The sequence below is a fragment of the Quatrionicoccus australiensis genome (assembly GCF_020510425.1).
Taxonomy (GTDB): Bacteria; Pseudomonadota; Gammaproteobacteria; order Burkholderiales; family Rhodocyclaceae; genus Azonexus; species Azonexus australiensis_A.
Window position 1 is genome coordinate 35,904 of record NZ_JAHBAH010000001.1, and the last position, 12,477, is coordinate 48,380.

At 60.9% G+C, this 12,477-nt stretch carries 14 protein-coding genes and 2 tRNA genes; 4 read left to right on the top strand and 12 right to left on the bottom strand.

What is annotated here, in order from left to right; all coding sequences use genetic code 11:
• Positions 1-20 precede the first annotated feature (20 nt).
• From KIG99_RS00210 to KIG99_RS00225, 4 genes are all read right to left on the bottom strand, one after another.
• On the bottom strand, positions 21-395 hold the full coding sequence (locus tag KIG99_RS00210) for a hypothetical protein (protein WP_226458223.1): 375 nt from the start codon (positions 393-395) through the stop codon (positions 21-23).
• Between the two features lie 161 nt (positions 396-556).
• Positions 557-649, bottom strand: a tRNA-Ser gene (locus KIG99_RS00215).
• A gap of 58 nt (positions 650-707) precedes the next feature.
• Positions 708-1,928, bottom strand: coding sequence for an aspartate kinase (locus tag KIG99_RS00220; RefSeq protein WP_226458224.1), 1,221 nt, complete (start codon positions 1,926-1,928; stop codon positions 708-710).
• Positions 1,929-2,040: 112 nt separating this feature from the next.
• The gene (locus KIG99_RS00225) at positions 2,041-2,967 is read right to left on the bottom strand and encodes a histone deacetylase family protein (protein ID WP_226458225.1); all 927 of its coding nucleotides are present in this window, start codon (positions 2,965-2,967) and stop codon (positions 2,041-2,043) included.
• A gap of 137 nt (positions 2,968-3,104) precedes the next feature.
• On the opposite strand from KIG99_RS00225, the gene KIG99_RS00230 reads away from it, so the two are divergent.
• Genes KIG99_RS00230 through mltB form a run of 4 tightly spaced genes read left to right on the top strand, consistent with a single transcriptional unit; the run spans position 3,105 to position 7,944 of the window.
• On the top strand, positions 3,105-4,049 hold the full coding sequence (locus KIG99_RS00230) for an AAA family ATPase (RefSeq protein ID WP_226458226.1): 945 nt from the start codon (positions 3,105-3,107) through the stop codon (positions 4,047-4,049).
• 3 nt (positions 4,050-4,052) lie between these two features.
• Entirely contained in the window at positions 4,053-5,006 is a 954-nt protein-coding gene (locus KIG99_RS00235; protein ID WP_226458227.1) for a DUF58 domain-containing protein, read from the top strand.
• Positions 5,003-6,943, top strand: a complete 1,941-nt coding sequence (locus tag KIG99_RS00240) for a transglutaminase TgpA family protein (RefSeq protein ID WP_226458228.1) — start codon at positions 5,003-5,005, stop codon at positions 6,941-6,943. The genes KIG99_RS00235 and KIG99_RS00240 overlap by 4 nt, the downstream gene beginning before the upstream one ends.
• A gap of 11 nt (positions 6,944-6,954) precedes the next feature.
• The gene (gene mltB, locus KIG99_RS00245; protein ID WP_226458229.1) at positions 6,955-7,944 is read left to right on the top strand and encodes a lytic murein transglycosylase B; all 990 of its coding nucleotides are present in this window, start codon (positions 6,955-6,957) and stop codon (positions 7,942-7,944) included.
• Between the two features lie 54 nt (positions 7,945-7,998).
• Here the strand turns inward: mltB and rpoS are convergent, their stop codons facing one another.
• From rpoS to KIG99_RS00285, 8 genes are all read right to left on the bottom strand, one after another.
• Complete coding sequence (gene rpoS, locus KIG99_RS00250) at positions 7,999-8,931, bottom strand: RNA polymerase sigma factor RpoS (RefSeq protein ID WP_226458230.1); 933 nt, start codon at positions 8,929-8,931, stop codon at positions 7,999-8,001.
• On the bottom strand, positions 8,928-9,872 hold the full coding sequence (locus tag KIG99_RS00255; RefSeq protein ID WP_226458231.1) for a peptidoglycan DD-metalloendopeptidase family protein: 945 nt from the start codon (positions 9,870-9,872) through the stop codon (positions 8,928-8,930). Before KIG99_RS00255 ends, rpoS begins: the two co-directional genes overlap by 4 nt.
• Positions 9,869-10,501, bottom strand: coding sequence for a protein-L-isoaspartate(D-aspartate) O-methyltransferase (locus tag KIG99_RS00260; RefSeq protein ID WP_226458232.1), 633 nt, complete (start codon positions 10,499-10,501; stop codon positions 9,869-9,871). The genes KIG99_RS00255 and KIG99_RS00260 overlap by 4 nt, the downstream gene beginning before the upstream one ends.
• Positions 10,502-10,527: 26 nt before the next feature.
• On the bottom strand, positions 10,528-11,268 hold the full coding sequence (gene surE, locus KIG99_RS00265; RefSeq protein WP_226458233.1) for a 5'/3'-nucleotidase SurE: 741 nt from the start codon (positions 11,266-11,268) through the stop codon (positions 10,528-10,530).
• Entirely contained in the window at positions 11,269-11,556 is a 288-nt protein-coding gene (locus KIG99_RS00270) for an H-NS histone family protein (protein ID WP_264180383.1), read from the bottom strand. It abuts the gene before it with no gap.
• A gap of 139 nt (positions 11,557-11,695) precedes the next feature.
• Positions 11,696-11,772, bottom strand: a tRNA-Pro gene (locus tag KIG99_RS00275).
• 35 nt (positions 11,773-11,807) lie between these two features.
• Positions 11,808-12,185 carry a MerR family transcriptional regulator gene (locus tag KIG99_RS00280; RefSeq protein WP_226458235.1) on the bottom strand — a complete coding sequence of 126 codons (378 nt, stop codon included), beginning with the start codon at positions 12,183-12,185 and terminating at the stop codon, positions 11,808-11,810.
• Entirely contained in the window at positions 12,169-12,471 is a 303-nt protein-coding gene (locus KIG99_RS00285; RefSeq protein ID WP_168656356.1) for an integration host factor subunit alpha, read from the bottom strand. Before KIG99_RS00285 ends, KIG99_RS00280 begins: the two co-directional genes overlap by 17 nt.
• Between the last annotated feature and the right edge of the window lie 6 nt (positions 12,472-12,477).

Here is a 12,477-nt window from a genome sequence, read left to right on the forward strand (position 1 = left end):
TTTGCGGCAGCCCGACCTGATCAGGCCGTCTCTGCCGGAGGATTTTTTGCTTCCTCCTCCTCTTGTTCCAGCCGCGCATCGTCATCAAGCGACATCAAACCGCGTTTGCCTTCCCGCTTTTGTTGTTCATAGCGCAACCTGGCCTCTTCCGCGCGTCGCTCGCGGAATTCGCGCTCTTTCTGCTGGCGCAGCTTTTCCTGCTCGTAGTGGATCTTGCTCCGGTAAGCCGCTTCACCAAGCATCAATAGCACGCCAAGCATCCCGAGCGACATGAATGCAGTCAGGAAGGTCTTTTCCAGCACCGTGTAGAGCGCAATCAGCGCCAGCAGGGCACGCCATCCGACAAGCCACAACAGGTAGGGACGGTCGTCAAAATTGAATTTGAGGTGATCCATGAGGAATCTTGCTGACAGCTAACGCGTGAGTTAATCCAGACTGACCAGAGCATCATATCGACCGGCAGCTCTGTCGCTTGTCGCCAGGTCATTCCATGCCGATGAACTTTTTGCCACTAGAAAAACAAAACGCCCCGGAGGGCGCATGTTTTCGATGTTGCTGGCGGAGACGGAGGGATTCGAACCCTCGATGCAGGTTTTGCCCGCATGCTCCCTTAGCAGGGGAGTGCCTTCGACCTCTCGGCCACGTCTCCGGATCCAGACTTCAACGAGGCGCGGATGATATAGCCTCCGCGCCCTTTGGTCAAACTTTTACTGGTCGAGACCGAAGGTGCGGTGCAGGACGCGAACGGCCAGCTCCAGGTACTTCTCGTCGAGGACGACGGAAATCTTGATCTCGGAGGTCGAGATCATCTGAATGTTGATGCCTTCGTCGGCCAGGGCCTTGAACATCTTGGAGGCGACGCCCGGGTGCGAGCGCATGCCGACGCCGACTGCAGAGACCTTGCAGATCTTGTTGTCGCCGGTGACTTCGCGAGCGCCGAGACGGGTTTTGACGCCTTCGAGGATTTCCTTGGTTTTGGCAAAATCGCCGCGGTTGACCGTGAAGGAAAAGTCGGTGGTGCCATCGTGGCCGACGTTCTGGATGATCATGTCGACGTCGATGTTGGCGTCAGCGATGGAGCCCAGGATCTGGTAGGCGATGCCCGGGGTGTCCGGTACGCCGAGCACGGTCAGCTTGGCCTCGTCGCGATTGAAGGCGATCCCGGAGATGATCGGTTGTTCCATTTTCTTGTCTTCCTCAACAGTGATCAGCGTGCCTTCCCCTTCGTCCTGGAAGCTGGAAAGAACGCGCAGTTTGACCTTGTACTTGCCGGCGAATTCGACCGAGCGGATCTGCAGCACCTTGGAGCCGAGGCTGGCCATTTCCAGCATCTCTTCGAAGGTGATGGTGTCGAGCTTCTTGGCTTCCGGCACGACACGCGGGTCGGTGGTGTAAACGCCATCGACGTCGGTGTAGATCTGGCATTCGTCTGCCTTCAGCGCAGCAGCAAGCGCGACGCCGGAGGTATCGGAACCGCCACGACCGAGCGTGGTGATGTTGCCGAACTCGTCGACACCCTGGAAGCCGGCCACAACAACCACCTTGCCGGCATCAAGATCGCGCCGCATGTTGGTCTCGTCAATCGACAGGATGCGCGCCTTGGTGAAGGTGCTGTCGGTCAGGACCTTGACCTGGCCGCCAGTGTAGCTGCGCGCCGGGATGCCGATATTCATCAGCGCCATCGAGAGCAGACCGATGGTGACCTGTTCGCCGGTGGAGCAGATCTGATCGAGCTCGCGCGGATCCGGGCTGGCCTGGACTTCCTTGGCCAGCGCGATCAGCTTGTTGGTTTCGCCGCTCATTGCGGAAACGACCACCACAACCTGGTGACCTTGCGCGTGGAATTTGGCCACCCGCTTGGCGACATTCTTGATGCGTTCGGGGTTGCCGACCGACGTGCCGCCGTATTTTTGAACAATCAACGCCATGGATTCATCCGGTTAAACGTTGGAAACATGAAAAAGAGGGCGGGATTTTACCCCACCCGGTTCTTTTTCCGAAGGAAATCAGCGACGGCGATTGCCGTCGCCCGACTGATCTCTAGAGATCGGCCAAGGTCCGCAGATGCGCACCGACGCTGCGCGCCAGCGAGGTCATCACATAGCCGCCTTCAAGCATCGAGACGATGCGCTTGTCGCAGATTTCGGCCGCCAGCTTCATCAGCTGATCGGTACACCAGGCGAAATCCTTTTCAACCAGCTTCAGGCCGCCCATGTCGTCTTCGTAATGCCCGTCGAAGCCGGCCGAGATCAGGATCATCTGCGGATTGAATTCGCGCAGACGCGGCATCCAGACCTGGGTGACGGCATCACGGAACTCTTCGCCGCCGCAACCGGCGGCGAGCGGCACGTTGCACATGTTGGCGGCCGGCTTGTCAGCGCCGCTATAGGGATAGAAAGGATGCTGGAAGATACTGCACATCAGCACCTGCTCATCGCCGGCGAAACAGTCTTCGGTGCCGTTGCCATGATGCACGTCGAAGTCGATGATCGCGACGCGCTCCAGGCCATGGGCCTTGATCGCATGACGGGCCGCAACACCGATGTTGTTGAAGAAGCAGAAGCCCATCGGCGTCGACTTTTCGCAATGGTGGCCGGGCGGACGCACGGCACAGAAGGCATTCTGGATTTCTTTCCGCATGACGAGGTCGACCGCCAGGCAACCGGCGCCGGCGGCCCGCAGGGCAGCCTGCCAGGTATGCGGATTCATGGCGGTATCCGGGTCGAGATGGACAACACCATGTTCGGGGGACGCACGCTTGATGCGCTCAAGGTGCGCTGCCGGATGCACGCGCAGCAGTTGTTCGAAGGTCGCCAGCGGGGCATCGTAATAAACAAAATAGGCATCGATCCCTTGCGCAATCAGGTGATCGTTGATGGCCGTCAGACGTTGCGGGCATTCCGGGTGATGCGACCCCATGTCATGCAGCTGGCAGTCGCGATGGGTAATGAAAGCAGTGGTTGTCACTTTATTGTTCTCTTTCGTCTCTTCGTCTCTTCGAACCGCCCGCCACAGAAAGCGCACGTCGAGATTCCATTATCGTCCCAATCATTGCGCCGCTTCAAGCATTAGAATTGCCCGGAATAATTTTCGGACAAATCAGCATGCAGGCAGCAAACCAGGCTTCATCAGGCAACCGGCGGCGGGCGCTGGAGAACGTTCTTGCCGAGACGGGAAAAATCATTCTCGGCAAGGAGAAGGAAATCCGCTCCGCTGTGGCCTGCCTGCTTGCCGGCGGCCACTTGCTGATCGAGGATCTGCCCGGCATGGGCAAGACGACCTTGGCGCACGCCCTGGCCCACCTGCTCGGCCTGCACTTCGCCCGTATCCAGTTCACCAGCGACCTGCTGCCGGCCGATATCACCGGCGTTTCCATCTACGAGCGCGAGAAAGGCGAGTTCCGCTTCCTGCCCGGACCGGTTTTCGCGCAGCTGCTGCTCGCCGACGAGATCAACCGCGCCACACCAAAAACCCAGAGCGCCCTGCTCGAAGCCATGGAAGAAGGCCAGGTGACGGCCGAAGGACAGACGCGGGCGCTACCGCAACCTTTCTTCGTCATCGCCACCCAGAATCCGGCGCACCAGATCGGCACCTTTCCGCTACCCGAATCGCAGCTCGACCGCTTCCTGATGCGCATCGAACTCGGCTATCCGGACCGGATGGCCGAGCGCGCCCTGCTCGCGGCCGGCGGTCAACGGCAAAAAGCCGAACAATTGCCGGCCTTGCTCAGCGCTGCCGACCTGCCGGCGCTGCAGCAGGAAGTCGCCGCCATCCATGCCGCCGGACCGCTCATCGAATACGTTCAGGCGTTGCTTGAGGCGAGCCGGCAGAGTCCCGATTTTCGCCACGGCCTGTCACCGCGTGCCGGCCTCGCCCTGCTCGCCGCCGCCCGTGCCTGGGCCTGGCTGGCCGGTCGCACGATGGTCCTGCCCGACGATGTGCAGGCCGTGTTCCCGGCCATCGCGCGGCATCGCCTGTTCCTGGCGCAGGGCGGCCAGGCTGGCGCCGAAGACATTGCGGCGCTGCTCCGCTCGGTTGCCATCCCTTAACGCGTGGGCGTCATTTCCTCCCTGAAACAGCGCCTGTTTCGCTGGCAGAGCGATGGCACGACGCGCTTTCGCCTCAACCAGCGGCGTATTTTCATCGTTCCGACGCGCGGCGGCCTGCTCTTTGCCACCGCCCTGCTCGTCATGCTGATCGGCGCCATCAATTACAACCTGGCCCTCGGCCATGCGCTCGTCTTCCTGCTCGCCGGCCTGGGCATGACCGGCATGGTGCACAGCTTTCGCAACCTGCATGGACTGCTCGTCACACCAGGGCGCAGCGAAGCCGTTTTTGCCGGCGAAACCGCCCATTTCACGCTGACCTTGGACAACGACAGAAAGCAGCCACGCCCAGCCCTGGAACTCGGCATCGCTGGTGAAAAATCGGTGGCTGCAGCGGTCGACCGCCTGGCGAGCAGCAAAATCAATATCCCACTGCTTGCCCGCCGGCGTGGCTGGCTGGAATTGCCCAGAATTCGCCTGTCGACCGTCTATCCGCTCGGCCTGTTCGTCGCCTGGAGCTACCTGCAGCCGGCCATGCGCTGCCTGGTCTATCCGCAACCGCTGTTCTCCTCCCTGCCCCCGCCTCGGCCGACCGCGCAGGGCGGCGCCCGCAGCGGCGAAGGGGGCGAGGAGGATTTCGCCGGTTTCCGGGAGCGCCAGCCTGCCGACTCGCCGCGCCATGTCGCCTGGAAGGCCAGCGCCCGGCAAAACGACGAGCAGGGCTTGCTGGTCAAGCAATTCGCCGGTGGCGCCGAAACCGAATTGCACTTTGACTGGGCGGCGACCGCCGGCATGGCATCCAGCGAAGAACGCTTGTCTTTGCTCACTGGCTGGGTAATCAGTGCCGCCAACGAAGGCCGGCGTTACGGACTGGAAATTCCCGGCCAGAATATTCCGCCGGGCAGCGGCGAGGCACACCGCCGTCACTGCCTCGAAGCCCTGGCATTGTTTCCGGCATGAGCACCGCCGCCCGCGAAGCCATCGATCATGCTGCCACGCCCTGGCTGTTCGGCGTGGCCGCGATCACCACGGCACCGCACTTCCTGCATCAGCCGGGCTGGCTGAGCGCCTTTGCCGGCCTGATCCTGCTTTGGGGCACCTGGCTGTGGCAGGGTGACCGTCGCCTGCCCGGACGCTGGGTGCTCTTTTTGCTCGTCGCTCTCGGCTGCGCCGGGATTCTGCTCGAATTCCACTCGCTGTTCGGGCGCGATGCCGGCGTCGCCATGCTGGTCATGTTCATGGCGATGAAATTGCTCGAGCTGAAAAGCCGGCGCGATGCGATGGTGATCGTCACCCTCGGCTTCTTCCTGCTGCTGACGCATTATTTTTACGCGCAGGGCATTACCACCGGACTCTGGCTGCTCGGCTCGCTGTGGCTGATCACCGCCGCCCTGATTCGTCTGCATGGCGGCCCGGCCAGCCCATTGCGGGCAACCCTGCGTTATGCCGCCAGCCTCGTGGCGCAGGCCCTGCCCTTCATGCTGCTGCTCTACCTGCTTTTCCCGCGCATCAGCGGCCCGCTCTGGGGCCTGCCGCAGGATGCTCATGCCGGCAAGACCGGGTTGTCCGAACAAATGGCGCCGGGCGCCATCGCGCAACTGGTGCAAAGCGGCGATATCGCGTTTCGCGTGCGCTTTGATGGCCCGCTGCCGGCCCGCGACAAACTCTACTGGCGCGGCCCGGTCATGGAAAACTTCGATGGCCAGACCTGGCGACAGTCGCCCGGCCGTCTGGCCGCAGAACAGATCGAGGCCCTGTCGCTACCGGTCACCTATGAAACGACGCTGGAAGCGAGCGAACAACGCTGGCTGCTGACCCTGGATGCGCCCACCGGATTGCCGCCGGAAACCGCCTTGAATGGCCGCTTGACCGCCTATGCGCGCCAAGCGATCAGCCAGCGCCAGCGTTTCCGTTTCGCCGCCAGTCTCGATTTCCGCTTCAATGTCCGCGAAAGCACTGGCGTTCTTGAGCGCAACCGGGCCCTGCCGGCCGGCCTCAATCCGCAAACGCGGGCCCTGGCGGTCGACTGGCGAAACAGCGGCAAAACGCCGGCCGCCATCGTCAATCAGGCGCTGACCCTGTTTGCCGGGCGCGACTTTGCCTACACCCTGCAGCCGCCACTGCTCGGCCGCAACGGCATCGACGATTTCCTGTTCCGCAGCAAGCGCGGCTTCTGTGAGCACTACGCCGCGGCCTTCGTTGTCCTGATGCGCAGCGCCGGCATACCGGCCCGTGTCGTTGGCGGCTACCAGGGCGGCGAAAGGAATCCGCTCGACGGCTACCTGGTCATCCGCCAGTCCGATGCGCATGCCTGGGCCGAGGTCTGGCTGGACGGTCGCGGCTGGGTGCGCGTCGATCCAACCGCCGTCGTCGCGCCGGCGCGCCTCGAGAACGGCATCGGCGATGTGCTGGCCGCCGGTGAACCCTTGCCGGCCGTGCTGCAACTGCGCTCGGACATGCTGCGTAACCTGCGTTACCGCTGGGAGGCGCTGAACAATGCCTGGAACCAGCAGATTCTCGGCTACGACAGCCAGAGCCAGCGCGACCTGCTGTCGCGCCTCGGCCTGGCCGATACCGGCTGGCAAAATCTCGCCGTCCTGCTCGCCGCCAGCTGCAGCCTGGCGCTGGCGGCACTCGCCGCCTGGACCATGTACAACCGGCCCAGGCACGACCCGGCGACGCGTCTTTGGCATAAAGCCTTGCGACATCTGACGCGAAGGCAAGTAAACTGGGCGCCCTGGGAAACCCCGCTGACGATTGCCCAGCGCGTCCGCCTTGAACAACCGGCGCTTGGCGAGGCCTTCGACCGTGTCGTCGAGGCCTACCTGCAAACCCGCTATGCCGGCGCGACCGACAATCTGAAAACACTGCGCGCCGCCGTGGCGCACCTGCCCTGATGGAGAAGAACTTGAAGCACACCTTTGGCGCCCTGCTGCTCGCCGGCCTGACCGGACTGGCTTCCGCTGCGAACAACACCCCGAGCTTTGCCGACCAGGCGGCCGTCGTCGACTTCGCCCGCGAACTCGAACAGCGCCAGGGCTTCAATGCCGACGAACTGCTCGCCCAGTTCGCACAGGTCAGCCCGAACAGCAAGGTCCTGCAACTGATCAAACCGCCCAGCTCGCCGCAGCAGCGTTCCTGGGAACGTTACCGGCCGCGCTTCCTGAACGACCGGCGCATCGATGGCGGCGTCCGCTTCTGGCAGGAAAACCAGGCCAAGCTGGCGCGCGCCCGTGCCCTGTATGGCATACCGGAAGAAATCATCGTCGCCATCATCGGTGTCGAAACCGAGTATGGCCGCAACACCGGCGGCTTCCGCGTTCTTGAAGCGCTCGCCACGCTCGCCTTCAACTACCCGCCGCGCGCCGAGTTTTTCCGCACCGAGCTTGAGCAGTTCCTGCTGCTGACGCGCGAAAACAATCTCGACCCGCTCGCCGTCAAAGGCTCGTTTGCCGGCGCCATCGGCATTCCGCAATTCATGCCGGGCAGTCAGCGCCGCTATGCCGTCGATTTTGACGGCGACCAGCGCGTTGATCTCGGCAACAGCGTGGACGACGCGATCGGCAGCGTTGGCCGCTTTCTTGAGCAGCACGGGTGGCAGGCCGGCCAGCCGATCGCTGTCCCCGCCCGCATCAATGGCGAGCCCGAGCGCAGCCTGATCGAGGCCGGCATTCGTCCCAGCCTGAAAGTTGCCGAACTGCGGGATAAAAATGTTTTCAGCGACGCCGATCCGCTCGCCAGCGTGGCGCTGGTCGATCTCGTTTCGCCGGGACAGGCCACGGAATACTGGCTGGGCTACGAGAATTTTTACGTCATTACCCGCTACAACCGCTCCAGCTTCTACGCCATGTCGGTATTCCAGCTTGGTGAGGAAATCCGCAAGCGGATGCAGCGGTAAACCGTGATTTTTGCCGTTTTTTTCGGGGTCGACCGCTCGGCCCCGACTGACTGCCTAAAGCAGTGAATCCTTGCTGATATTGCCGCGCTTGATGATCTTGCGGATGCGATCCAGACCTTCCATCTGAATCTGCCGGACCCGCTCGCGGGTCAGCCCGAGATCGCCAGCAATGGTGTCGAGCGTCGCGACATCGGCGCCGTTCAAACCATAACGCCGCTCGATGACGTGCCGTTGCCGGTCGGTCAGCTGGGCCAGCCAGTCATCAAGCAGGTTGCCGACTTCGCTTGACTGCAGCAGGGATTCGGGATCATCGCCACCGTCATCGGCGATCACCTCACCCAGCGAATGGCTGGGATCGATATCGAGCGGCGCATCGAGTGAAGCAATGTGTTCGTTGAGCGAAAGGATGTGGCGGACTTCGTCGACCGACTTGTCGATCAGGGCCGCCACGCGCTCTACCGTCGAATCGCGACGGTCGGCCGCCTCCAGATGGCGCATGGCGCGCAGGACGACATTGATTTCCTTGACGACATGCACCGGCAGGCGAATGGTGCGCGACTGGTTCATGATGCCGCGCTCGATGCTTTGCCGTATCCACCAGGTCGCATAGGTGGAGAAACGGAAGCCGCGCTCCGGATCGAACTTTTCCAGCGCATGGATCAGGCCGAGATTCCCTTCCTCGATCAGGTCCAGCAAGGGAATGCCACGATTCAGGTAGTACTTGGCAATATTCACAACGAGCCGCAAATTGTGCTCGATCATCTTCTGGCGGGCAGCGAAATCGCCCGCGCAGACCAGACGGGCGGTGGCCACTTCTTCAGCAGGCGTCAGCAAGGGCTTGGCGCCGATTTCGTTCAGGTAGAGCTGGGTAACATCCTCGAGCAGCTCGATTTCCGGGGCGAGATGTTCGGGCTCTGGCGACAAGGCTTCATCAGCCTGATCCCCTCCTTCCATCTCCTCGTCATCGAGCCCCTCGGACTGACTCATCTTTTCGGCAGATATTGCGCCGGATCAACCGGCTTGCCCTGCTTGCGGATTTCGAAGTGCAGCTTGACCGAATCGGCATCGGTATTGCCCATTTCGGCAATCTTCTGGCCACGACTGACTTGCTGCCCTTCCTTGACCAAGATCTTGCGATTGTGGGCGTAAGCCGACAGGAAGGTTCCGTTGTGCTTGACGATCACCAGCTCGCCATAGCCACGCAAACCGGCCCCGGCGTAGACCACCTTGCCGTCGCCCGCCGCCAGCACCGGATCGCCGGCCTTGCCGGCAAAATCGTAGCCCTTGTTGCCGGCCTCGCTGAAGGTTCCGACCAGCTTGGCCGATGACGGCCACAACCAGGGCACATCATCCGGACCTGCCGGGATAGCAGGCGCGGCTTCCGGTTTGCTCTCCGGTTTGGTTTCAGCAGCCTTTGGCGCCTCGGCAACACCGAGCTTGTTCAGACGGGCATAGGCCTCATCCGAATACGGCTCCTTGCCAACCCGCGGCTCGCGCTTGGCACTACTTCCGGCAGCCGCCGGAAGCGGTGCACTGACGAGGGGGGCACTGGCAGCCGGCTGATCCAGCGAACGCGCCTCAACGACGGCGCCCGCAACAACCGGGCTGGCAACCACGGCACCGGTATTCGCCACTGCGCCGGGCGCAGCCGGAGGAATCACACGCAACACCTCACCCTCCTTGATCGCCGCCGGATTGGTGATGTTGTTCCAGGTCGCCACATCGCGATAGTCCTGACCGTTCTCGAGCGCGATCCGGTACAGCGTATCGCCCTTCTTGACCGTGTAGTAGCCAGGCCCGGAGGGCTGGGCCGCAACGGACGCACGCGATTGTGGGCTTGAATTGCGGTCGACCGTTGGCGCCGGCGCTTGTGAAAAGCAGCCAGCCAGCAGCAGACAAGGCAAAACCAGGGCAAAAAATCGTGTCATTGTGTTCCTGCGAGAAGCGGGACAAAGCGGACGGCATCAAGCCGCGTTTCAGCATATCCCTGAGGCGTACGTTCGATGAAGCTAAGATACTGCTCGGACGTACCTACTGGCAAGACCAGCCGCCCGCCCAGCGCAAGTTGCTCAAGCAAGGCCGGCGGCACGTGCAGGCCGGCAGCGGCGACGATGATGCTGTCAAAAGGCCCGGCCTCCGGCAAACCCAGCTGACCATCCGCATGCTTCAAACGAACATTGAACTGCTGCAAGGCGCGCATGTTGGCCTTGGCCTTCTCAAGCAAGGGGCCGAGACGTTCGACGGCATAAACCTCGTTGGTCAGTTGCGCCAGCACCGCGGCCTGATAACCGCAGCCGGCACCGACTTCCAGCGTTTTACCCAGGGATGGGCGACCATTGAGCAGCAACTCGATCATCCGCGCCACGACATAGGGCTGGGAAATCGTCTGCCCCATGCCGAGCGGCAGGGCCGTATCTTCGTAGGCGCGAGAGGCCAAGGCCTCTTCGACAAAAACATGGCGCGGCACGGCCGCCATCGCGGCGAGCACCGCGTCGTGACGAATACCCTTTTCGCGCAGACGCTCGATCATGCGCGCCCGGGTCCGTTGCGAAGTCATGCCGATTCCGTGCAACACGTTTGAACTCATTGCATCCAGTGGCGAATGGACGGCAGTTGGGCCGTATTGGTCAAGTCGATCTGCAGGGGCGTAATCGAGACAAAACCGCGGTCGACCGCACCGAAGTCGGTACCCGGCCCGGCATCAGCCGCCGCACCTGCTGCACCAACCCAGTAGACCGTCTCGTTGCGCGGCGAAAGCATCTTGACGACCGGCTCCGCCTTGTGGCGCCGCCCCAGACGCGTCACTTCCATGCCCTTGATATCGGCATGGGGAATATCCGGCACATTGACATTCAGTAATACAGGCTCTTTAACCGGATTGCGGATAAAGCGCTCAACCAGATCACGGGCAACCTGCCCGGCAGTGGCGAAGTGATTACCTTCAAAACTGGTAAGTGAAATGGCTATTGAAGGAATACCAAGTAAATATCCTTCGGTTGCCGCAGCAACAGTACCCGAGTAAATCGTGTCGTCGCCCATATTGGCACCAAGATTAATACCGGAAACAATAATATCCGGTAATTGATCCAGCATGCCGGTAACAGCCAGATGCACACAATCAGTCGGCGTGCCATTCACAAAATAAAAACCACTGGCGGCCTGTTTCAAAAACAAGGGCCGATCCAGGGTCAGCGAATTACTCGCCCCGCTGCGATTCTGCTCGGGAGCAACAACCACGATCTCACCGAGACCGGCGAGCGCCTCGGCCAGCGCGGCCAGGCCGGGCGCAAAATAACCGTCGTCATTACTCAGCAGAATACGCATTTAACCTACCAGCAGATTTTCGAGATTACCGCCATTGGCAAGCCAGGCTTCGACCCATTTCGGCTTGCGGCCACGACCGGTCCATTCCAGTTCGGCATTTTCCGGATGACGGTACTTTACTTTCACTTTATTACCAGAAGAAGCAACCGCCTTGACCTTGGTTTCCTTGCCCAGCAATTCCTCGATTGCATAGCCCCGCGCCTTGGCGAAAGCACGCACTTCATTCAGGATTTCATTTTTTTCCTGGGCTTCCCGACGTTTCAATTCAGCGGGAATCTGTTGCTGCAAGTCGCGCAACTGGGAAACTGAGAGATTAGACAATTCCATAATTACCTCCGAAATTAAATAGGTGGCAACAATCTAATTTGTCCTGATATATTTTTCAATATATAAAATTAAAAAACCGGCAAAAGCCGGTTATTTAATTTGGTCGGGGCGGCGGGATTCGAACTCGCGACCCCTTGCACCCCATGCAAGTGCGCTACCAGGCTGCGCTACGCCCCGACAAGCCAAAGATTATAACGTAGATTGCTCGAGATTCAAAGCCGCAACATCTCAATTACTGAAAGCAACTCGCGACGCAGATCATTGCCCATCGGCTGGGCATCCATCTTTTCTGGCGCAGGTACAGCTGCCGCGACACCTTCATCAAGACGATTACGCGCACCACTGATCGTAAAACCCTGATTATAAAGAAGCTCGCGAATACGGCGCACCAGCAGAACTTCATGGTGCTGATAGTAGCGACGATTGCCCCGCCGTTTTACCGGCTTGAGCTGATTGAATTCCTGCTCCCAATAACGCAAGACGTGCGGCTTGACGCCACACAACTCGCTGACCTCGCCAATCGTGAAATAGCGCTTGGCGGGAATAGGGGGCAGCTCGTCGCTGCCGGATGCTTTATGCCGCGGTTCCATCACAGGCGAGCTCGACATCGGACTTCAGTTTCTGGCTGGCATGGAAGGTCACCACACGGCGTGCCGTAATGGGAATTTCCTGGCCGGTTTTTGGATTACGCCCGGGACGTTGCGGCTTGTCGCGCAACTGAAAGTTTCCAAAACCGGAAAGCTTGACGCCATCACCGGTTTCCAGGGCATTACGAATCTCTTCGAAAAAAGCCTCGACCATGTCCTTGGCCTCACGCTTGTTGAGGCCAACTTTCTCGAACAGTAGATCAGCGAGCTCGGCTTTGGTGAGCGTCATCGTTGT